This is a genomic window from Pseudoalteromonas sp. SR44-2 (genome assembly GCF_014163745.1).
Lineage (GTDB): Bacteria > Pseudomonadota > Gammaproteobacteria > Enterobacterales > Alteromonadaceae > Pseudoalteromonas > Pseudoalteromonas distincta.
This window is the reverse complement of sequence record NZ_JACJDW010000008.1, coordinates 52,486-72,888: the sequence shown is the minus strand read 5'-3', so window position 1 is coordinate 72,888 and position 20,403 is coordinate 52,486. Positions and strand designations below refer to the sequence as shown.

At 39.4% G+C, this 20,403-nt stretch carries 22 protein-coding genes and 1 other RNA gene; 10 read left to right on the top strand and 13 right to left on the bottom strand.

Annotated elements, in window-relative coordinates; all coding sequences use genetic code 11:
* Positions 1-9: 9 nt before the first annotated feature.
* The gene (gene mraZ, locus H5115_RS06985; protein ID WP_007582904.1) at positions 10-468 is read right to left on the bottom strand and encodes a division/cell wall cluster transcriptional repressor MraZ; all 459 of its coding nucleotides are present in this window, start codon (positions 466-468) and stop codon (positions 10-12) included.
* A 496-nt stretch (positions 469-964) separates the two neighbouring features.
* Here mraZ and H5115_RS06980 point away from each other — a divergent pair, with 496 nt between their 5' ends.
* The 3 genes from H5115_RS06980 to H5115_RS06970 are packed head-to-tail and all read left to right on the top strand — an operon-like array spanning position 965 to position 2,009.
* Positions 965-1,303: a hypothetical protein gene (locus tag H5115_RS06980; protein WP_002957982.1), complete on the top strand. Its 339-nt coding sequence runs from the start codon at positions 965-967 to the stop codon at positions 1,301-1,303.
* A gap of 6 nt (positions 1,304-1,309) precedes the next feature.
* Entirely contained in the window at positions 1,310-1,765 is a 456-nt protein-coding gene (locus tag H5115_RS06975) for a hypothetical protein (RefSeq protein ID WP_182719886.1), read from the top strand.
* A 1-nt stretch (position 1,766) separates the two neighbouring features.
* Positions 1,767-2,009: a hypothetical protein gene (locus H5115_RS06970; RefSeq protein WP_024596383.1), complete on the top strand. Its 243-nt coding sequence runs from the start codon at positions 1,767-1,769 to the stop codon at positions 2,007-2,009.
* A gap of 3 nt (positions 2,010-2,012) precedes the next feature.
* Here the strand turns inward: H5115_RS06970 and H5115_RS06965 are convergent, their stop codons facing one another.
* Positions 2,013-2,987 carry a glutathione S-transferase family protein gene (locus H5115_RS06965; protein WP_182754451.1) on the bottom strand — a complete coding sequence of 325 codons (975 nt, stop codon included), beginning with the start codon at positions 2,985-2,987 and terminating at the stop codon, positions 2,013-2,015.
* Positions 2,988-3,008: 21 nt separating this feature from the next.
* Positions 3,009-3,851 (bottom strand): pirin family protein, encoded by an 843-nt coding sequence (locus H5115_RS06960; RefSeq protein ID WP_182754449.1) that lies wholly within the window; start codon positions 3,849-3,851, stop codon positions 3,009-3,011.
* Between the two features lie 201 nt (positions 3,852-4,052).
* Between H5115_RS06960 and H5115_RS06955 the strand changes: the two genes are divergently transcribed.
* Both H5115_RS06955 and H5115_RS06950 read left to right on the top strand, forming a co-directional pair.
* The gene (locus H5115_RS06955) at positions 4,053-7,157 is read left to right on the top strand and encodes an EAL domain-containing protein (RefSeq protein ID WP_182754447.1); all 3,105 of its coding nucleotides are present in this window, start codon (positions 4,053-4,055) and stop codon (positions 7,155-7,157) included.
* Positions 7,158-7,245: 88 nt separating this feature from the next.
* Positions 7,246-8,133, top strand: coding sequence for a LysR family transcriptional regulator (locus H5115_RS06950; protein ID WP_182754445.1), 888 nt, complete (start codon positions 7,246-7,248; stop codon positions 8,131-8,133).
* 3 nt (positions 8,134-8,136) lie between these two features.
* On the opposite strand, the gene H5115_RS06945 is transcribed toward H5115_RS06950, so the two are convergent.
* Entirely contained in the window at positions 8,137-9,090 is a 954-nt protein-coding gene (locus tag H5115_RS06945; RefSeq protein ID WP_182754443.1) for a YihY/virulence factor BrkB family protein, read from the bottom strand.
* A 127-nt stretch (positions 9,091-9,217) separates the two neighbouring features.
* Between H5115_RS06945 and H5115_RS06940 the strand changes: the two genes are divergently transcribed.
* Complete coding sequence (locus H5115_RS06940; protein WP_182754441.1) at positions 9,218-10,297, top strand: mechanosensitive ion channel family protein; 1,080 nt, start codon at positions 9,218-9,220, stop codon at positions 10,295-10,297.
* A gap of 74 nt (positions 10,298-10,371) precedes the next feature.
* Here the strand turns inward: H5115_RS06940 and rnpB are convergent.
* An RNA gene (gene rnpB / locus H5115_RS06935) (RNase P RNA component class A) lies at positions 10,372-10,749 on the bottom strand.
* A gap of 41 nt (positions 10,750-10,790) precedes the next feature.
* On the bottom strand, positions 10,791-11,648 hold the full coding sequence (rsmI, locus tag H5115_RS06930) for a 16S rRNA (cytidine(1402)-2'-O)-methyltransferase (RefSeq protein WP_024595588.1): 858 nt from the start codon (positions 11,646-11,648) through the stop codon (positions 10,791-10,793).
* 61 nt (positions 11,649-11,709) lie between these two features.
* On the opposite strand from rsmI, the gene H5115_RS06925 reads away from it, so the two are divergent.
* Genes H5115_RS06925 through dolP form a run of 4 tightly spaced genes read left to right on the top strand, consistent with a single transcriptional unit; the run spans position 11,710 to position 15,168 of the window.
* Positions 11,710-13,587 (top strand): penicillin-binding protein activator, encoded by a 1,878-nt coding sequence (locus H5115_RS06925; RefSeq protein ID WP_182754439.1) that lies wholly within the window; start codon positions 11,710-11,712, stop codon positions 13,585-13,587.
* Positions 13,588-13,611: 24 nt separating this feature from the next.
* Positions 13,612-13,983 (top strand): YraN family protein, encoded by a 372-nt coding sequence (locus H5115_RS06920; protein WP_002957970.1) that lies wholly within the window; start codon positions 13,612-13,614, stop codon positions 13,981-13,983.
* A gap of 32 nt (positions 13,984-14,015) precedes the next feature.
* A complete protein-coding gene (locus H5115_RS06915; RefSeq protein WP_002957968.1) occupies positions 14,016-14,609 on the top strand; it encodes an SIS domain-containing protein in 594 nt (197 codons plus the stop codon).
* Positions 14,602-15,168 carry a division/outer membrane stress-associated lipid-binding lipoprotein gene (gene dolP / locus H5115_RS06910; RefSeq protein WP_002957967.1) on the top strand — a complete coding sequence of 189 codons (567 nt, stop codon included), beginning with the start codon at positions 14,602-14,604 and terminating at the stop codon, positions 15,166-15,168. Before H5115_RS06915 ends, dolP begins: the two co-directional genes overlap by 8 nt.
* 60 nt (positions 15,169-15,228) lie before the next feature.
* On the opposite strand, the gene H5115_RS06905 is transcribed toward dolP, so the two are convergent.
* From H5115_RS06905 to rplM, 7 genes are all read right to left on the bottom strand, one after another.
* The gene (locus H5115_RS06905; protein WP_002957966.1) at positions 15,229-15,666 is read right to left on the bottom strand and encodes a ClpXP protease specificity-enhancing factor; all 438 of its coding nucleotides are present in this window, start codon (positions 15,664-15,666) and stop codon (positions 15,229-15,231) included.
* Complete coding sequence (gene sspA, locus H5115_RS06900) at positions 15,666-16,292, bottom strand: stringent starvation protein SspA (RefSeq protein ID WP_002957965.1); 627 nt, start codon at positions 16,290-16,292, stop codon at positions 15,666-15,668. The genes H5115_RS06905 and sspA overlap by 1 nt, the downstream gene beginning before the upstream one ends.
* A gap of 80 nt (positions 16,293-16,372) precedes the next feature.
* A complete protein-coding gene (locus H5115_RS06895; RefSeq protein WP_002957964.1) occupies positions 16,373-17,122 on the bottom strand; it encodes a cytochrome c1 in 750 nt (249 codons plus the stop codon).
* Positions 17,119-18,384, bottom strand: coding sequence for a cytochrome b N-terminal domain-containing protein (locus tag H5115_RS06890; RefSeq protein ID WP_182754437.1), 1,266 nt, complete (start codon positions 18,382-18,384; stop codon positions 17,119-17,121). The genes H5115_RS06895 and H5115_RS06890 overlap by 4 nt, the downstream gene beginning before the upstream one ends.
* The gene (gene petA, locus H5115_RS06885; RefSeq protein ID WP_002957962.1) at positions 18,384-18,974 is read right to left on the bottom strand and encodes a ubiquinol-cytochrome c reductase iron-sulfur subunit; all 591 of its coding nucleotides are present in this window, start codon (positions 18,972-18,974) and stop codon (positions 18,384-18,386) included. The genes H5115_RS06890 and petA overlap by 1 nt, the downstream gene beginning before the upstream one ends.
* A 581-nt stretch (positions 18,975-19,555) precedes the next feature.
* Complete coding sequence (gene rpsI / locus H5115_RS06880) at positions 19,556-19,948, bottom strand: 30S ribosomal protein S9 (RefSeq protein WP_024595789.1); 393 nt, start codon at positions 19,946-19,948, stop codon at positions 19,556-19,558.
* Positions 19,949-19,956: 8 nt separating this feature from the next.
* Positions 19,957-20,385: a 50S ribosomal protein L13 gene (gene rplM / locus H5115_RS06875; RefSeq protein WP_002957960.1), complete on the bottom strand. Its 429-nt coding sequence runs from the start codon at positions 20,383-20,385 to the stop codon at positions 19,957-19,959.
* Positions 20,386-20,403 lie beyond the last annotated feature (18 nt).

Sequence of the window (20,403 nt, the reverse complement as noted above, 5' to 3'; positions counted from 1 at the left end):
TTTGTGCCGTTAGAGTGTAAAATTATCTAAATCTTGGTTAGGTTCAAAATCACCAAGCCTTTCAAGCTCAGTATCTTGCTGCATTTGCTCGTGCCAACGCGCCTCGTCCCAAATTTCAAACTTATTCATCAAACCAACCAGCATGATTTTTTTGCCAAGAGATGCATGGGCACGTAATGACGGCGCAAGCAAAATTCGACCATTTTTATCAAGTTGATACTCTGTAGCGTTACCTAGCAACATACGTTGCATTCGTCGAGCTCGTGGATTCATATTAGATATTTTCGCTAAACGGCTTTCTATTTCGAGCCACTCAGCTAATGGATATAACCATAAACACGGTTCATTTAATGCGACGGTACAAATAACTGTCCCCTGATCTTCAGACAACAGAGATTCTCGGTACTTTGTCGGTACCGCAAAACGCCCCTTATCATCCAAACTCAGTGAACTCGCGCCACGAAACATAAAAAACCTACTTTGAAATTGTTTTATTCAATTTTTTGTTTATTTTATCCAATGAGATCCACTAAAAACCACTTTTTACCACAGTGCTCCAGTTTAGGGCTTGACAAGCCATTTTGTCAAGTAAGCTGACCAGCTTTAGTGAGTCTCAAAGCTAGAAAAAATAAGGGCTCAAGCGAAGCGTTTGAATTACGTGGGAAAAAGTGGGATTGAGGTAAAGAAAAATATCAGCTTTGCTTTTATAACTTTCTGTTTACATGCATTGCTTACTGAATAACCAATGAATATTTACAATTTTTAAGGCGTTTTTATCCTCTTTGTAAAATTTACCTAGCCGTGTAGTAATAGTTACTGTTTATTTTAAAATACTAATTATCAAAAATTAAAAAACACAAACAAAACCTATCAAATTCAGTAAGTTATAATGAATAACAAGTTTGGTTTAATCATTGCATCATCTAAATCACTATTTAAATTTTTAACTTATTAAGGATTGATTATGGCTACTGCAACGAATACGAAACCAAATACAACTTCAGATGTTAAGCCTGACGTTAAACTAACAAATACTGAGTCTCCTCTTACAGAGAAAGCAACATCAGCGGCGCACGATGCTGTAGATGCACTTTCTAGCAAAGCTGCAACAGCTGAAAGCAGTGTGCGTAAAGGAGCTTCTAGCTCAGCAGATGCATTAAGCGAAAAACAACTTATTGCACGTGAAAAATTAAGTGAATGTACTGCAAAAACTCGCGCTTTTGCTTCTGAAAACCCATTAGCAACGGCGGGTATTGCTTTTGCTGCGGGTATGCTAATCACATCACTACTTCGCCGTAAGTAATTAGTGATGAATAACCCACAAACAACAGCAACCAAGGATGGTAATGTGCAAGACCAAACTACTGAGCAACATAGCCAAAAGGACGATTGGCAAGATCATGTTGCAATGCTTTTAGAGTATTCTAAGCAGCTCAAGGATGATTACCAAACTCAAGGAAAGATCACCCACCAGCTTGCTAAAGCTGAATGGCGGTTATCGCTTAGATCGCTTGCATTGATCACTATATTTTTAGGATGCTTTGCCAGTGGTTTGGTTTTGTTGTGGGCAGGATTTCTAGGTGCTGTTGGATACGGTGTATACGATGTTTTTGGGTCGGTATGGCTAAGTATTGCAACAGCTACTTTGCTACAAGTTGCTTGTTTAATATGGCTTTGGAAAAATACAGTTTACTTAAGCAATAAAATTGGCTTTAGTAAAACGCTTAAAAGTTTAAAGCAGCTATTTAACCTACAAGGAAATTAGTATGTTAGTTAACTACTTAATTAAAGCACCTAATGAAAACGTTGATGCTCTAAGTAAGCAAATGGATACGCGCAGTGAATTGAAACGCCAACATCATGCAGCGTTCCAATATAGACTAAAGCGTTTTGCCGTAACCAAAGTTGGGCTTTCAAGTGCCTTTATCGCAGGTGCAGCAGTACAAGCGGGTAAAAGCGAAACCAGCTTCGTAAGAAAATACGGCTGGCTAGTGAACTTGATAGCTTAAGCGCTAAACATTTCTACCGTGATCAGATAAGTAATCAATACTTGGACCCCTTGGCACAACTTGTGTTGGGTTGATCATTGTGTGACTAAAATAGTAATGACGCTTAATATGATAAAAATCAACTGTTTCAGCCACTCCTTTAACTTGATATAGCTCCCTAAGGTATCCACTTAATGCAGGATAGCTTTCAATTGTGCGTAAATTACATTTAAAATGGCCAACGTACACACTATCAAACCGAATGAGTGTAGTGAATAGTCGCCAATCTGCCTCGGTGAGCCTATTACCTGTTAAATAACGCTGCTTGCTCAGTATCCCTTCTACTTTATCGAGTGCTTTGAATAAATCGTTAAACGCCTCTTCGTATGCATCTTGAGTTGTTGCGAATCCCGTACGATAAACACCATTATTTATATTTGGATAAATCAACGCATTTAATTCATCAATTTTTGGTCGTAGTGCCTCTGGGTAGTAATCATCGTTATTACCTGTTAATTCATTAAATGCACTATTGAACATACGTATAATATCGGCAGACTCATTACTGACAATTTTATTTAGCTTTTTATCCCACAATACGGGTACGGTAACTCGCCCGGAATACTTAGGATTATTTTTTATATACACTTGATGTAAGTAGTTACTATTAAATAAAGCATCACCAGTACTGTGGTTTTGCGTATCAAAAGCCCAACCACTATCAAGCATATCAGGGCTAACAACCGACACCGTAATTAAATCTTGCAACCCTTTTAACGCTCTAAATATAAGCGTTCGATGCGCCCAAGGACACGCAAGTGACACATATAAATGATACCTGTTCGCTTGTGCTTTAAATCCGGCCTCGCCCGTTATTCCAGCGCTACCATCAACAGTTACCCAGTGACGTAACTGCGCCGTTTCGCGTTCAAACTTACCGTTACTTGAATCTGTGTCGTACCATTTATCTTGCCATTGGCCGTTAACTAATAATCCCATAAAACTCTCCTAAAAATACCGTTATATTTTGCCAAACTCACCGTTTTGATAATCACGCACTGCTTGCTGTACTTCTGCTTGCGTCGTCATTACAAACGGCCCCATATGAGCAATAGGTTGATTAAGTGGATCGCCTGCTAAAACCAAAACACCAGCGCCGTGCTCAGAGCTAATATTAATATCACTGCCTGGTTCTAAAATAAGTAACTTACCCGCTGGTATTGTTTGATTGTCGCTCATTATTAGTGAGCCGCTATGAATATAAAGCATTACTTTTTGTTGGCTAAAAGGCTCTAAATAAGTGCTTTTACCAGCAGGTAATGTAATATCAGCGAGCGCCGCATTAGCAGCTAAACTTTGCAGCTCGCTTGCAAGCGTTTCACTTTCGAACTGCCACGATCCCGCAAGTGCTTTTAACGTCACGCCTTGCGTATTTGTAAAACTAGGAGCTGGGTTTTTAGTCGTATCTTGATAACGTGAATCACGCATTTTTTCTGCGCTTGGCATGTTTATCCAAATTTGAAAGCCATGCAGACCATCTATAGCATCAGCGAGTGGCATTTCACTGTGCATGACGCCGCGCCCTGTGCTCATCCATTGCACATCGCCTGCTTTAATTGCTTCTTTGTTACCCATTTGGTCACGATGTTCAAAGCCACCTTTTAGAATATAAGTAAACGTTTCAATTCCTCGGTGCGGATGCTCAGGAAAGCCTCCCATATAATCTTTTTTGTCATCTGACTTAAGTTCATCAATCATCAAAAATGGATCTAAATATTTACCATCAAACCCAGGTATACGGCTAATGTTCACGCCATCGCCATCTTGAGTTGCATAAGCTGTAAGTATTTTTGATATTTTCATTTTTTAATTCACTCTAAAGAATAAGTTTATGAGGCTATTAAATCATTCATTAAACAAAACAACTATGTCTTTAAATCGAGCTTAAGGTTCTAAAAAATAGAACGACATTGATTCATTGGTTACATTTTCAACCTTATAATTACTATGGTTATTTGGAGTGAATTTGGCTACAATTGTTATTGCAAAATACGAAACTAAGGAATGGTTATTTTTACTTATTCTCTCAAACATCAGCTTTATCGTTTGCTTATATTGCTAAGTATTCCGGGCACCGCTGTAATTATTTTTACTCTGCTGCTTGAACGCCACCACTCTATTGAGCAAAGTGAAAAAAAAGTAGAAAACATTGCTAAGCAATTAATTTTACAGCAAAAGCACTTAGTCGATGATATTGACCGTTTAGCGCGTTATTTGGCTAAAGAGGAAAGTAAGAAAGAAAATTTAGCAACGTCCTGCCCTTATTATTTTAATCAATTTAGAGCTATTTATGCCCATGTTGCCAATATCGGGATTATAGATCCAAATGGCATTGTTATGTGTACAACAAGCGGATTAACCAAAACAATAAGTATTGCAGATCGTGCGTATTTTCAAAATGCCTTAAAAAGTAACCAATTGTCAGTAGGTTATTTTCAGCACGATAGAAACTTGCAAAAAAACACCCTTAACTTTGCGTTACCTATCATTAATAAAAAAAATGTAATTCAGGGCGTTGTAGTTATCGTTGTTGCGCTTGACTGGTGGAACAATGCTTTTAATAATATTGAATTGCCACCTGGCTCTATTGCTGCAATCGCTGATTCTAATGGAAAAATTTTAGCGCGTTACCCACCAACAACTGCAGCCCTTGGCGATAATATTGCAAAGACTTTATTAGCAACTGATTCTTCGATTGATAATGAGGCATCAACAAAAATAAAATCTATTAAGGGTGAAGATCGAATGCTTCATCACTCTATTATTTATAAAGATCCAAGTAATAACAGCTTAAATATACATATTGCACTTCCTATTACACATGCTTTAAAGCAAATAAATAATAATTTTTTTATAGCGATTGGTGTGTTTATTTTATCACTGCTAGTGCTATGTTTAATTGCACGTAAGCTGCTTAAAACCAGCATTATCGACCCAATTAATAATCTAACAAATGCAACAAACGTATTGGCTAAGGGCGAAATGCCGTCACAAAAAATACAGCCAAATAATCCAGAGCTCAATACTCTCTATCAGCGTTTTAAATCAATGGCGCAAACTAGGTTAACCGCCGAGGCCAATTTAAAAAACAAGCATGATGAGCTTACCAGCTTGCTTAATACTCTACCCGACAGTTACGTTAGAATTAACATCCATGGCGATATTCTCAACATAACGGGGCAATTTAAGCCTCAAGTAAACCCAAACAGCACTGCAGCACCTCATTTATCATCAATACTTTCTCACAACAATGTGCAGCTTTTGTTATCGCAGTTATCTAAGCTTGATGTTTCGAGTAATTTAGAATTTACACTCGAAAAATCAGATCCTAAACGTAGCTTTGAAGCACGTATTAGTGCAATGCAAAGTAAAAATGAATACGTTGTTGTGCTAAGGGATATAACACAACGAAAAATAAATGAAGAAGCACTTCACCTTGCCTTGCTAGTGTATAACAACAGTAGTGAAGGCATGGCAATCACCGATCCAGCGGGTATAATATTTGATGTAAACCCTGCGTTTTGCAAAACGACTTTATATAATAAAGAAGAAGTTATTGGGCGCTCCTCTTCAATTCTTTCATCAGGAAAACATGATAAGAATTTTTACAATAAAATGTGGTCTGAATTACAGCAAACGGGCCGCTGGCAAGGCGAGGTTATTAACCGTAAAAAGAACGGGCAGCTATACTCTGAGTGGCTCACAATCGATACGGTTTATGATACAAACAACGCACCTATTCGTCGAATCGCGATATTTACAGACCTCACTGAGAAAAAACAAGCCGATGAAACAATTTGGCGACAAGCCCACTATGATCACCTAACTGACTTACCAAATCGTTTAGAGTTAAAGGAGCGATTAAATCAACGATTTTCAAATGTTGTTACTCCCGACAATCAATTGGTTGTCATGCTTTTAGATATTGATCACTTTAAAGATATTAATGACACATTAGGCCATCACTATGGCGATAACTTATTAAAACTCGTATCGCAACGCATAGTCCAGTCGGCAAAAAATGCTGAGTTTGTGGCACGTATTGGTGGTGATGAGTTTGTTATTGTGTTTAATCGTATAAAAAGTACGCGTCATATTAATCAAATTGCCAGTAATATTTTGCTTAGCCTATCGTCGGCTTTACATCTTGAAAACGAAGAGTTATTTATTAGCGCCAGCATGGGCATAGCATGCGCCCCTAATGATGGTGAAAATACTGAACAGCTTTTAAAAGCAGCCGATCAGGCTATGTATAAAGCAAAAAGTAATGGTCGTAACTGTTTTGAGTTTTTCTCTGCTGACATGCGCGAATATGCACACGCACGCATGGTGCTATTAAAAGACTTACGAAGTGCCATAGAACTTGAGCAGTTTGAGTTGTTTTATCAGCCCATTGTTGCTTTGAATGATTTACATATTCATAAAGCTGAAGCACTTATTCGTTGGCAACATCCCGAAAAAGGCCTAATTAGCCCTGTCGTATTTATTTCACTTGCTGAGGAAACCAGGCAAATAAATGCAATTGGCCAATTTGTATTTGCTCAAACCTTGCAAACGCTTAAAGATATAAAAACCCTAACCGATGACACTTTTCAAATAAGTGTAAACGTGTCGCCAGTGCAGTTATCCACGCCAGAGAGTGGTATAGATGAATGGTACGATATGCTTAAAGCTGCAAAATTACCTGCATCCTCAATTGTGGCAGAAATAACTGAAGGCCTAATGATTAACCCCGAAGCATTAACGCAACGTCGCTTAAAAGAAATAGTAAAATCAGGTATGCAGCTTGCCCTTGATGATTTTGGCACCGGATATTCGTCGCTCGCTTACTTACAAGAAATGGATACCGATTATTTAAAAATAGATAAACGTTTTGTTGATAATATCCAAGTAGGCAGTCAAGAACTTGCACTGTGTGAAGCAATAATTGTTATGGCGCATCAACTGGGCTTAAAAGTAATCGCTGAAGGAATTGAAACTAAATTACAAATGCAGCTATTACTTGAAGCAGGATGTGATTACGGACAAGGTTATTTATTTTCAAGACCTTTAAATAAAAGCAGTTTTATGGCACTTCTAGCTGATAAAAAAGTCGCTTTATTAAAATAAATAAACAAAAAATTACTGTTACGCAATAAATAATGCGTCTGCGCGGTCAAGTTAAACAATCAGATATAAGTAGTAACAGGATTTTAAAATGGCAAAAGCAACATTAGAGCAATGGCGAATGTTTAAAGCGGTTGTGGATCACGGCGGATTTGCAGGCGCAAGTGCGGCTGTACATAAAAGTCAGTCAACCGTACACCATGCTGTTCAAAAACTTGAAGCCGCCTTGCAAATTAAGTTGCTTGAAGTAAAAGGTCGTAAAGCATTTTTAACCGATAGCGGTAAACTAATTTTACGCAGAGCTGAATTTTTAATTGAAGAAGCAACTAAAATAGAATCGGTAGCGAGCACACTAAGCGAAGGCGTAGAAAGCACATTAAAAATAGCTGTTGATGAAGTTTTTCCACACACCATTTTATACCAGGCACTTGCTAAAACGAGTGAACTTTACCCGCTTTTAAAGATTGATTTAGTAGAAAGCGTGCTAACCGGTGCAAACGAATTACTACATAACTCAGTGGTTGATTTAGCCATTTCATCAATTCCTATCTATGGAATTAGTTGCAGTACGTTATGCGATATAGAGTTTATAGCCGTTGCGCATAAAGACCATGTATTACACCAACAAACTGAACAACTCAACTTTCGCGATTTAAAGCTACACCGGCAAATAGTAGTTCGCGACTCAGCAACCCACACCAGTCACAATGATGGCTGGTTAGGTGCTGATATGCGCTGGACAGTCAGCCATTTACGCAACTCTATTGATATGGTTAGTCAAAATTTGGGTTACGCTTGGCTGCCAAAAACACAAATAGCACATTTAATTGAAGATAAAACGCTCATCCCACTTAATTTAGACCAAGGTACAACCCGCACCCTTAATTTACATTTAATGTGCAACGACAACGACAGGCTTGGTCCTGCAGCACAAGAGTTTAAAGAGCAGCTAACGGCTCTCACTAACTTAGCTAGCTAATGGCTATTCATTTTTTACATCGAGGTGATCTGCCACATAGGCGCCTCGCTGCCCACGCTCTTTAGCTGGGCCTATAGTACTGTCTTTACCTGTTTGCTGCTCAGTAGCTGCATTAATAACAGCACCTAATGTGATTATATAAGCGCTGATATACAACCACATCAACATGATCACTACACCACCTAGTGAGCCGTAAGTTTCGTTGTAACTAGAAAAACGCGACACATAAAAAGAAAAACCTATAGATGCCAAAATCCAAAGTACAGTAGCAATAGACGAACCCATCGTGATCCAACGCCATTTGGCCGGTTTACGGTGTGGGGCATAACGATATAAAAGTACCAATGCAAAATTAAAGGTAAAAGCTAATAATGGCCAAGAGATGAGTTTAATTAATAAATCTATACTTTCTTTTAGCCCCACTAAATTAAGCACAATAGGTAAAATACCAATAATTAATAACGCAAAAATTGCGACAACAATCGCCCCTACCGAAAATAAAAAGCGTACTAATTGAGCTTTAAAAAATGAACGTTTTTCATATTCACGATAACTAATATTACACGCAGTAATAAGTGCTTGGCTGCCCTTAGAACTACTCCAAATAGTAAGTATAAGCGTACCGATTGCACTTAAGCTCAAGCTGGCACTTGATGTTTTTGCAAGGCTAGAAACCTGAGATAAAATTAGTTCACTGGTACTTGGTGGGAGCAAAGTAACTATTTTACTTAAATGATCACTAATATCTGCAGGGGATGAAAAGTACGCATACACAGATACCATCGCCGCAATGGCCGGAAAAATAGCAAGTAACGCATAAAATGCCACACCCGCTGCCACTATAGATAAGTTATCTTCACTCATTTGCTTAAAAATGCGCTTAACAATATCCCACCAACCTATAAAAGGTATATGTGCAGGCTGCTCAGCTTGCTGTCCTCGTTTAGCTTCTTTCATTCTGAACCTCAATATTTGTATTACATTACTACAGCAAAATGTTTGCCAAGTTAAATAAAGTATTTGGTACTAAACTTGCTATTACCTAATATTAACGATTATAAAAACCAAACACGGACGATAAGCCATGCCTAGTAGCCAATCAAACATTATAGCTTTAAACAATACGCCTCCCAGCACGCAAAGTTTTCAAGGCGATGTGTTTACGTGGCAGTTTTTTCATGAACAAGCTGTGCAATTACTTCATGCAACAGCGCAAATATTACCCACACTATTACTCGGTATAATACTTTTAGCATTAAGCTATTTAATTGCAGGGCCACTTTCTCGATTGCTTATAAAGCCTATTGACTACATGACTGACAGTAAACTAGTTCATCTAGTTGTTAGGCGCAGTATAAGCACTTTAATTATTTTATTTGGCGTGTACTTATTCCTGCGCTTAGCAGGGCTTACCGAGTTTGCTGTTGCCATTATGAGTGGCACGGGACTAATAGGACTTATATTAGGTTTTGCCTTTAGAGACATAGCTGAGAACTTTATCGCTAGTTTATTACTGAGCATACAAAGGCCTTTTAAAATCGACGATGTAATTGAAGTAGACAATCGTTTAGGTGTTGTTAAAAAAGTAACCGCAAGAGCAACCACACTTGTTGATTACGATGGCAATCATATTCAAATACCAAATGCGACGGTATATAAAAATACTATTAAAAACCTGACTGCCAATCCAAAAATGCGCGGAAAAGTAGAAATTGGTATTGGCTATGATAATGATATACGCAGCGCACAGACCCTCGCCCTAGATATTGCCAATCAACAAAATGCGATGCTTAGCGATCCACCTGCGCAGGTTTTAATAAAAAACTTAGGCTCATCTACTATTAACTTCGTTTTGTATTTTTGGGTTAATAGCGAGCAACACAGCCCATTAAAAGTAGCTTCCCAGCTTATGCGCAAATTAGTCAATGAGTTCACAAAACAAAACATCAGCATGCCTGATGACGCACGAGAAAGAATTATACTCACCGACCCTAGTAAAAATGTTTCTAGTTTAGAGGAAAAACAACCATCGCAAGTACAAAGCGAAAAAAATGAAACGGTTGATCAAACTAAAACACTTGATGATGTAAGCAGTGATACCGACGAAATACGTGAACAAGCAGAACAATCAAGAGACCCAGAACAAGGTAAAAATATTATTTAATAATGCTGAAGTTGTATTAACTAAAATTTAGACACAAAAAAGCCCGCAGCGTTAACTGCGGGCTTTTTATTGAATGAGTGAGTCAGCCGGTAAGCCGGGTTTTGTCCTTTCCGAAGAAAGTGATAATCATTCGTCTAGGCCATAAATCGCTCTATGGCTCAAGCAACCTACCCGGTTCTCACGTGGGCCACGCGTTCATTATTTAAAATGATAGAACCCTATTTGGTCTTGCTCCGAGTGGAGTTTACCTTGCAACCGACTATTACTAGCGGCCCGGTGCGCTCTTACCGCACCCTTTCACCCTTACCAATCGAGATTGGCGGTCTCCTCTCTGCTGCACTTGTCGTGGGCTCACGCCCCCCAGCCGTTAGCTGGCACTCTGCCCTATGGAGCCCGGACTTTCCTCCCCCTGATCATTTTCGTCACAGGCAGCGATCATCTTGGCTGACTCGGCGCGCAGTATACATGAGGCTAATACCAAGCGCAGTAAAATTTACTCTTTTTCTTCAATAATTGTTTTATATAAAGCGTTTTTCTTCATACCAAAGTATTCGGCTACAACGCCACAGGCTTTTTTCATTGGCATTTCACTCTCAAGCAGTGCCAACATTTTGCGCGCTTCAGGCGGAACATCGTCTATTTGCTTTGGTTTGCCCGCAAGCATCAGCACTATTTCGCCGCGCTGCTTGGTAGGATCATCTGTTAAAAACTGTTTAAGCTCACTTACACTACCATTAAAAAATGTTTCAAAGGTTTTGGTTAGCTCTTTAGCAAACACGACTTGCTGCTCATCACCAAGGGCTAGTGCTAAATCATCAAGGCTTGCCATAATACGGTGCGTACTTTCGTACATTATGCTGGTAATGCCTGAGTTAACAGCTTCGGTAAAAAAGTCTTGGCGAGCTTTGCTTTTAGCTGGCGTGAAACCAATAAACTGAAAGCGGTCAGTTGGTAAGCCTGAACAACATACGGCTGTAATTGCAGCACATGCACCTGGAACAGGTGTAACATGAGCGCCTTGTTCGCGACATAGATTTACCACAGCGTAGCCTGGATCACTAATTAGCGGTGTACCAGCGTCAGATACTAAAGCAATATTTAAACCTTGATTAAGTTGATCAATAATTTGCTGTGCTTTTTGCTTTTCGTTGTGGTCGTGTAATGCAAACGTTTTTGCCTTAATTCCAAAGTGGCTAAGTAGCTTGCCGGTATGGCGAGTGTCTTCAGCAGCTATTAAGTCAACTTGCGATAATGTCGCAATGGCACGGTGACTTAAGTCGTCATAATTGCCAATTGGGGTGGCAACAATGTAAAGAGTGCCAATTTTCTGTGAATTCTCCTCATTTAACATTGAGGTCTCCTGCGTCAGTCAGTAATATAAGCAAATCGCGTTAACGTATTGGGAAATCATTGTGCGACTTAAACTAGTTAGTCTATTAATTATATTGTCAGGGTTATCGGCGTGTAGCACAACCGAAAAACCAACTAAAAACAGAGATAACGTAAGTAACCGCACTAATGCACCGCAAAATCAGGCAACCAGTGCGCAATCTATCTACCAATTGGCGCAAAACCGCCAAGGTGCCGATAAAATACAGTTATTGTATAGCGCCCGTGATGCCGCAATTAGTGAGCAAAACTGGCCTTTGTTAGAGAAAATAGGTAATGAGCTTGAATTAACCGCAAGTGTTGATCAAATCCAAAACCGTCTTTATATAGCATTTGCACAAAAACAACAGAATAAGAATGATCAAGCTTTGGTGATTTTACAATCGCTAGACGGACAACTTACTCAACCTGAGCATTTTGCTTGGCATCAGTTTTTAACAGCCAGTATTTATGCATCGCAAAATTTTCCAAAAAAAGCTGCCCCTTATTTCTTTAGAGCTTCTGAGACAGCCACAAAAAATAATATAGAAATCCCTCAGCTCAATCAAAATTTGTGGGATAACTTAAAACAGCTCTCTTCATATGCGCTTGAACGTTTTAACCGTGGTTCGGTTATCCAGCAAGGCTGGGTAAACCTTGGTCTATACTATCAAGTATATGCAAGTAGTGGCGTGGAGCTAGACCAAGCAATTAATAATTGGCGCAGGCGCTATATTGGGCATCCGGCTTCTTCTGTATTACCTGAACAAGACGAAATGCTTACTGAGCTCGCCCCTATTAATATAGAGCGTTTAGTTGTGTTGTTTCCACAATCAGGCCCTAACGAACGCTTAGGTGATGCGCTTAAAGCCGGTGTGTTAGCTGCACTTGATACGCAAACGATCAACGACACTATTTTTATTGATGAAAACCTAAGCACTGAGGAAATCGCAGCGCAACTTGAAGAAATAAAGCCTGATTTTGTAATTGGTCCTCTACTTAAAGCAAATATTGATAAACTAGCCAATGCACAAACTCTTATTGATACTCCGGTACTGCATTTAAACACCTTTGATGGTGAGCGCATTTCGCTTCAGCATTATTACTTTGCATTGAACCCTGAGCACGAAGTACAACAAGCTCTGGAACACTTTTTAACTAAGGGCTATCAAAAGCCTATGCTGCTTGCGCCAAATAATGCAAATGGCCAACGTTTAGTTGATTATTTTAACCTACAGTGGCAACGCTACAGCGAAACCAAGCCGCAAATCGGTTTTTATAACGATAAAAAAGATATGCCGAACACAATTACCAGCTTATTAGAGGTTGATAAGTCAAAAGATCGCATACAAACAGTTAAAGCATTATTTAAGCAAGAAGTAGAAAACGAAACGCGTTCACGCAGTGATATAGACGTTATTTATATTTTGGGTGATGCAATAGAAACTCGCTTAATTAAACCTTACCTTGATGTAAACGTCAGTACATTTGCTGATCGCATTCCACTTTATGCAAGCTCTAAAAGTCATAGTAAACAAATTGACAGTACAGACAAAGGCGACTTAGACGGCCTATACTTCACTGAATTACCGTGGATGCTTGATTCACAAATTAAACAACATAATTTACGCCAGCAGTACAACTCTCTATGGCCAGAGCAAATTGATATTAGCCAACGCTTATTTGCAATGGCATACGATGCAGTATCAATATTACATGACATTAGACAGTTAAGCGTAATGCCAGGCAACCAATATAGTGGTTTAAGCGGTAAGCTATCTGTTAATACCAGCGGCCATATAGAACGTATGCTCGACTGGGCTCAATATACAAACCGTCGCATTAAGCCTGTGCAATTAGAAACACAACGCCCGGTACCATTGTTTATGCAATCAGCGGGTGATATACAAACTATAAATTAAACTTTATTAAGTTAAGGGGGCGGCATGTCGTGGTTTAAAGAGCTGTGGCACAATAGTCGCGAAAAAGGCCAGTATTATGAGCTTGAAGCGCAAAAATACTTAGTTACTCAGGGCTTAACACCCATTGAACGTAATTATTACTGCCCCTTTGGCGAGCTTGATGTCATTATGAAAGAAGGCGACACCCTTGTATTCATTGAGGTCAAGTTTCGCAAAAATAATGCCCGTGGCGGTGCCAACTATGCACTTAGCCCACAAAAACAAGCTCGATTGAAACGTAGTATTTATCATTACTTAGCAGCTAAAAATTTAACTAACCAAGCACTAAGAATTGATTATGTAGCCATTACAGGAGAAGCATCTCCTAATATTAATTGGCTTAAAAATGTATTTTAAACGCAAATACAAAGATAAATTATTGGTAGGCTATGCAAGACACAATTAAAGAAATTTTTACAGAAAGCATTCAAGTTCAAATCGCTGCTGGTGAAGTGCTACCTAGTGCGCTTGAGTCAGCTGCATTTACTATTGCACAAAGTCTGATCAACGGAAATAAACTCATTTGCTGCGGTACTGCAAATTGCCACATGCTCGCCCAGCACATGGCGGGTGTATTGGTTAATCACTATGAAACCGAGCGTCCTTGTTTACCCGCAATTGCTCTATCGCAAGAAAACGTTAACCTTGGACAAAGTACTCAAGTAGACGATCACGATACATTTGCTCGTCAAGTCCGCGCTTTTGCCCAGCAAGGCGACTTATTGCTCGTACTGGCTATTAACGGTAACGAAAAACATGTTATTTCTGCCGTTGAAGCTGCACTAACTAAAGATATGAAGGTCATAGTTATGGTTGGTGATGATGGTGGTGAGTTGGTTGGCCTACTTGGCCCTAACGATGTTGAAATTAGATCCCCATCTAAACGCCCTAGCCGCATTATCGAATCCCATTTAGTTAACTTACATTGTTTAAGCGAACTTGTTGATTTAACGCTTTTCCCTCAGGATGAAAATTATGTTTAAACGCTCTCTTATTGTTTTAGGTACTGTTGTATTACTACAAGGCTGCGCAGCTGCTGTTGTTGCAGGTACAGCCAGTGCAGTAACTGCAGCGAACGATCGCCGTACCATTGGCTCTCAAATTGACGATAACAATATTGAAATAAAAGCCAGTATTGCACTTAGCGAAGTAGAACGCCTTGAAAAGTTTGCCAATATAAGCGCTGTAAGCGTTAACGGTATTGTTTTACTTGTAGGCCAAGTATCTAATGAAGAAATGAGAAACGAAGCACAGCGTACCATTGAGGGCGTTTCAGGTATTCGTAAGATACATAACCAAATTCGTATTGGCTCAAATATTGGTATTACTACACAAACGCATGACTCTTGGTTAACTTCTAAAGTAAAAGCTCAGCTACTAACAGCAAAAGACATTAGCAGTAATAACATTAAAGTAGTTACTGAAAACGCTGAAGTATTTTTAATGGGTTTAGTATCTGACTCTGAGTCTACTCAAGCTGTAAACATTGCCCGAAATGTATCTGGCGTAGAGCGTGTAATTAAAGTATTTGAATACTTGTAAACACAAAATACAGACATAAAAAAACCGCTTATTAAGCGGTTTTTTTTTCGCATTTACTTATTATTTAATAACGCGTAAATGAGAGCCTTTTTTCTTCTGTGGCTTTTCTGGTGGTGTTTCATCAATAAATTCAGCTGATGAATCAACACTTTCAAGCTCAGGCACAAAATCGTCTTCGTCCTCTAAAAACTCATCTGCAGTAAAGACTGTTCCTTCGCCATTTTCACGCGCGTATATTGCAAGCACAGCACCTAGAGGCACATACACTTGCATTGGCTGACCACCAAAGCGCGCATTGAAGCTAAGTTGGGTTAAGTCTAACGAAAACTGTGTGACCGCTGATGGACTTATGTTTAAAACAATTTGTCCGTCTTGAACAAACTGTGTTGGCACTTGTACATTTGCAAACCCAGCGTCTACCACTAAATGCGGTGTACACTCGTTATCGACTATCCAATCAAAAAAAGCACGTAATAAATAAGGACGATTAGGCGTCATTATAAACGGATCTCACGCTCAGCTTCAGTTAAAGAGGCTTGGAATGACTCACGTTCAAATAAACGGATCATATACTCTTTAAGCTCTTTAGAACCTGCACCATTAAGCTCAATACCAAACTCTGGTAAACGCCATAATAGTGGAGCTAAATAACAATCTACTAAGCTAAACTCTTCACTCATAAAGTAAGGTGCTTCGCTAAAAATAGGTGCTACAGCAAGTAATGCTTCTGTTAGCTCTTTACGAGCTTGAGCAGCATCTGACGTGTTGTTACTGATTTTGTCAGCTAGGCTGTACCAATCAGTATCAATACGATGCATCATTAAGCGGCTACGACCACGCATTACCGGGTAAACAGGCATTAGTGGAGGATGAGGAAAACGCTCATCAAGGTATTCCATGATGATGTTTGCCTGGTATAAACCAAGCTCACGGTCAATCAGTGTTGGCACTGTGCCGTAAGGGTTAATTTCGTGAAGTGCTTCTGGCAAGTTATCTTTTTCAGCCAAATGAATATCTACACTTACACCTTTTTCCGCAAGTACAATACGTACTTGGTGGCTATACATACAGTTAGCACCAGAAAAAAGGGTCATTACAGGGCGCTTATTGGCAGCTACGGCCATGCCTATACCTCCATTAAATAACTAAAACAGCAAAAGGGGCTTAAGCCCCTATTGCAAAATTACCTTTAAAAATGTTCAACTTAATGAACATCTCTCCAGTATTCTTTCTTAAGCATAAATGCCAAGATAAATAGAATTATTAAGAATCCTATTACCTTAATACCTAGCGCTTCCGATTCAAGACGTGAAGGTTCACCCACGTACTCAAGGAAGTTTGTTAAATCACGAGCCGCTTGGTCGTATTCATCTACGCTTAATTCACCCGTACCATCAGTTTCAGTAGCAATAACTTTGGTCACAGTGTGGCCATGTTCTTCTACTTCTTTAGTGATAGGCGTTGGTAAACCTTGTAGTTCTTGAAGAACATGAGGCATACCTACCGATGGAAAAACAATATTGTTAACTCCAAACGGGCGAGATTCATCTTTATAAAACGATTTTAGGTACGTGTAAATATAATCTGGTGATTTTACACGTGCAATAAGAGTTAAATCCGGCGGAGCCGCACCAAACCATTTTGCTGCATCGTCTTTTGTAATTGCGTTTGTGATATGGCTACCGACTTTAGAGCCGTCAAAAATTAACTGCTCTAAACCAACTTCTGTTGGGATACCGATATCACGAAAAGTACGCTCATAACGTTGATACTGCATTTGGTGACAACCAAGACAGTAGTTCATGAACAACTTTGCACCGCGTTGTAAAGATGGTTGATCAGTAAGGTCGTTATTCGCTTCCATTAAAGGAACCGACGGACCTGCTGCCATAACCATGTTAGGCAACAAGTTTACTGATAAAGCAAACAAACCAATAATAAGCTTCTTCATCATTTCGTTAACCTCTCTGGCAATGGCTTAGTTTTTTCGTTCTTACTGTATACAAACAACAGTACGAAGAACATAAAGTAAGTCACAGTACAGATTTGAGAAATAATCGTTTTCATATCAGTTTGTGGAGTTGCACCCACCCAACCAAGAAGAACGAAAGTTACAACAAAGCCTGCAATGTTCCATTTATGGATACCACAACGGTAACGAACCGATTTAACTCTACCACGGTCTATCCAAGGTAGTAATGCAAGTACTACAATCGATGCACCCATCGCCGCAACACCGATTAACTTATCAGGGATTGCACGTAAGATTGCATAGAATGGCGTAAAGTACCAAACCGGGAAAATATGCTCAGGTGTTTTAAGTGGGTTAGCTGCCTCGAAGTTTGGACCTTCTAAAAAGAAGCCATTCATCGCCGGCATAAAGAACACAACCCAACAAAACAGTATTAAGAAACCAACCACACCCACAATATCTTTAACTGTGTAGTAAGGGTGGAACGGTATCGCATCAACAATGTCTTTTTTGTTAGTGTAATACTCGTGGAATTTAAATTTAGGCTTATCTTCTTCAGCTACTGAGCCTTTCTTACGTTTAATCTCAATACCTTCAGGGTTATTTGAACCCACTTCATGTAGAGCAACAATGTGTAAGAAAACTAAGATTACAATAACCAGTGGTAGTGCAATTACATGTAATGCAAAGAAGCGATTAAGCGTTGCACCTGATATTACGTAGTCACCACGGATCCAAAGTGTTAAGTCATCACCAATAACCGGAATAGCACCGAATAATGAAATGATTACTTGTGCGCCCCAGAACGACATTTGGCCCCATGGTAATAAGTATCCCATGAATGCTTCAGCCATTAGCGCTAAGAAAATGAACATACCAAATAACCACAGTAATTCACGCGGCTTTTGGTAAGAACCGTAGATCATGCCACGGAACATATGCATATATACAACGATGAAAAACGCTGATGCACCTGTTGAGTGCAAGTAACGTAGTAACCAGCCATATTCTACATCACGCATGATGTACTCTACCGAGGCAAAAGCACCTTCAGCAGACGGAACAAAGTTCATCGTCAACCAAATACCTGTTAGGATTTGGTTTACTAGTACTAACATGGCTAGTGAGCCAAAAAAGTACCAGAAGTTAAAGTTTTTAGGTGCTGGATACTGTGCAATGTGCATGTTCCAAACACGTGTCATTGGGATTCGGTCGTCTATCCAACCAATAATCTTACCAAACATTAGGCTACCCCTCTTTCTTCGCCCACTAAAATAGTGGTGTCATCTAGAAAAGTATAAGGTGGTATTTCTAAGTTTAATGGTGCAGGTACCGATTGAAATACTCGACCAGCCATATCAAATTTAGAACCGTGGCACGGGCAGTAGAAACCGTCATCAGTCCCTTCTACTTTCTCACCAAAATTACCTTGTAAAAAGCCTGGTGAACATCCTAAATGCGTACAAATACCTACAGCCAAAAATATTTCTGGACGTAATGAACGGTAATCATTTGTTGATGATTCTAATTGTTGTGGCTCTTGCGATTGCGGATCACGAAGTTGACCTTCATGTTCTTTCATCTGCTCAAGCATTTTTGGGGTACGTGATACAACCCATACAGGTTTACCACGCCACTCGACACGTATTAATTGTCCAGGCTCAAGTTTGCTGATATCTACTTCTACAGGCGCACCCGCAGATTTAGCTCGCTCACTTGGATTCCAAGACGCAATAAAAGGAACAGCAGCCCCAGCCGCACCAACACCACCTACAACAGAGGTAGCTATGGTTAAAAAGCGACGTCGGCCATTGTCTACAGGCGCATTGCTCATCCACTTATCTCCACTATGATTCTCAACACTTGCTATATTGAGAACATCAGTTACAGCAGGTTAATTATTCGAAATTTTTAAAATAGAAGCGATCATAATTAAAACCCTTGATTAAAACAAGGTTATTCAAAGCCCCATGCTCGAATAAACCTGACTTGATCAAAAATTTGATTAAGCTAGCTCGAGAATAAAGCCGAACGACTATAATAACGCTTCTGTAAAAACAATATACTGACCGAGATCAACACCACTAAGAGGAAACAGTAAAAACTGTACATAGTGTCGTTAAACTCACTCATTTTACTTCCACGCCAATTGTAGCAAAAAATTCCATCAATTAACTGATGGATTTAAACTAATTACGATAATTATTTAACTTTTTTGCAGCTATCTGAGTGTTTTTTAACTTTCGTTCGATTAATACGCAGTTATTAATAAATTTGATCATCATTAATTACAGCAATACCAAGTATGGCGACCGCTATAAACAAATTTAAATTAAGTAGCAAATGTAAACTTTTTGATTTGAAAACAAAAAACCCAGCATAAGCTGGGTTTTTGAATTCTTGATAACGTATAGATTAACGTTTTGAGAACTGTGGACGCTTACGCGCTTTCTTAAGACCCACTTTCTTACGTTCAACTTTACGTGCATCACGTGTAACAAAACCTGCTTTACGAAGTTGTGGACGTAGTGACTCGTCAAACTCCATAAGTGCACGAGTGATACCGTGACGGATAGCACCAGCTTGACCAGTTGTACCACCACCAGAAACGGTGATGTAAAGGTCAAATTTTTCAGTCATATCAACTAGCTCAAGAGCTTGATGAACAACCATGCGTGCTGTTTCGCGACCAAAATACTCTTCTAGAGAGCGTTTGTTGATTACGATGTTACCAGTGCCTGGGCGTAAGAATACGCGAGCACTTGAACTTTTACGACGACCTGTACCGTAGTATTGATTTGCCATGATGGTGCTCCTTAAATGTCTAGAACCTGAGGCTGTTGTGCAGCATGGTTATGCTCAGTACCTGCGTAAACTTTAAGTTTACGGTACATAGCGCGGCCTAAAGGACCACGTGGCAACATGCCTTTTACAGCTTTCTCGATGATCATTTCAGGCTTTGCAGCTTGAAGTTTATCAAAAGTAGTAGACTTAAGGCCACCTGGAAAACCAGAGTGAGCGTAGTACACTTTATCTTTGAATTTGTTACCAGTTACAGTAACTTTTTCAGCGTTGATAACGATGATGTAATCACCAGTATCTACGTGAGGAGTGTATTCAGCTTTATGCTTACCGCGTAGGCGGTGAGCGATTTCAGTAGCGATGCGACCTAAAGTTTTACCTTCAGCGTCAACTACGTACCAGTCACGTTTTACTGTTTCTGGTTTAGCAACAAACGTTTTCATTTATAAAAATCCAATGTT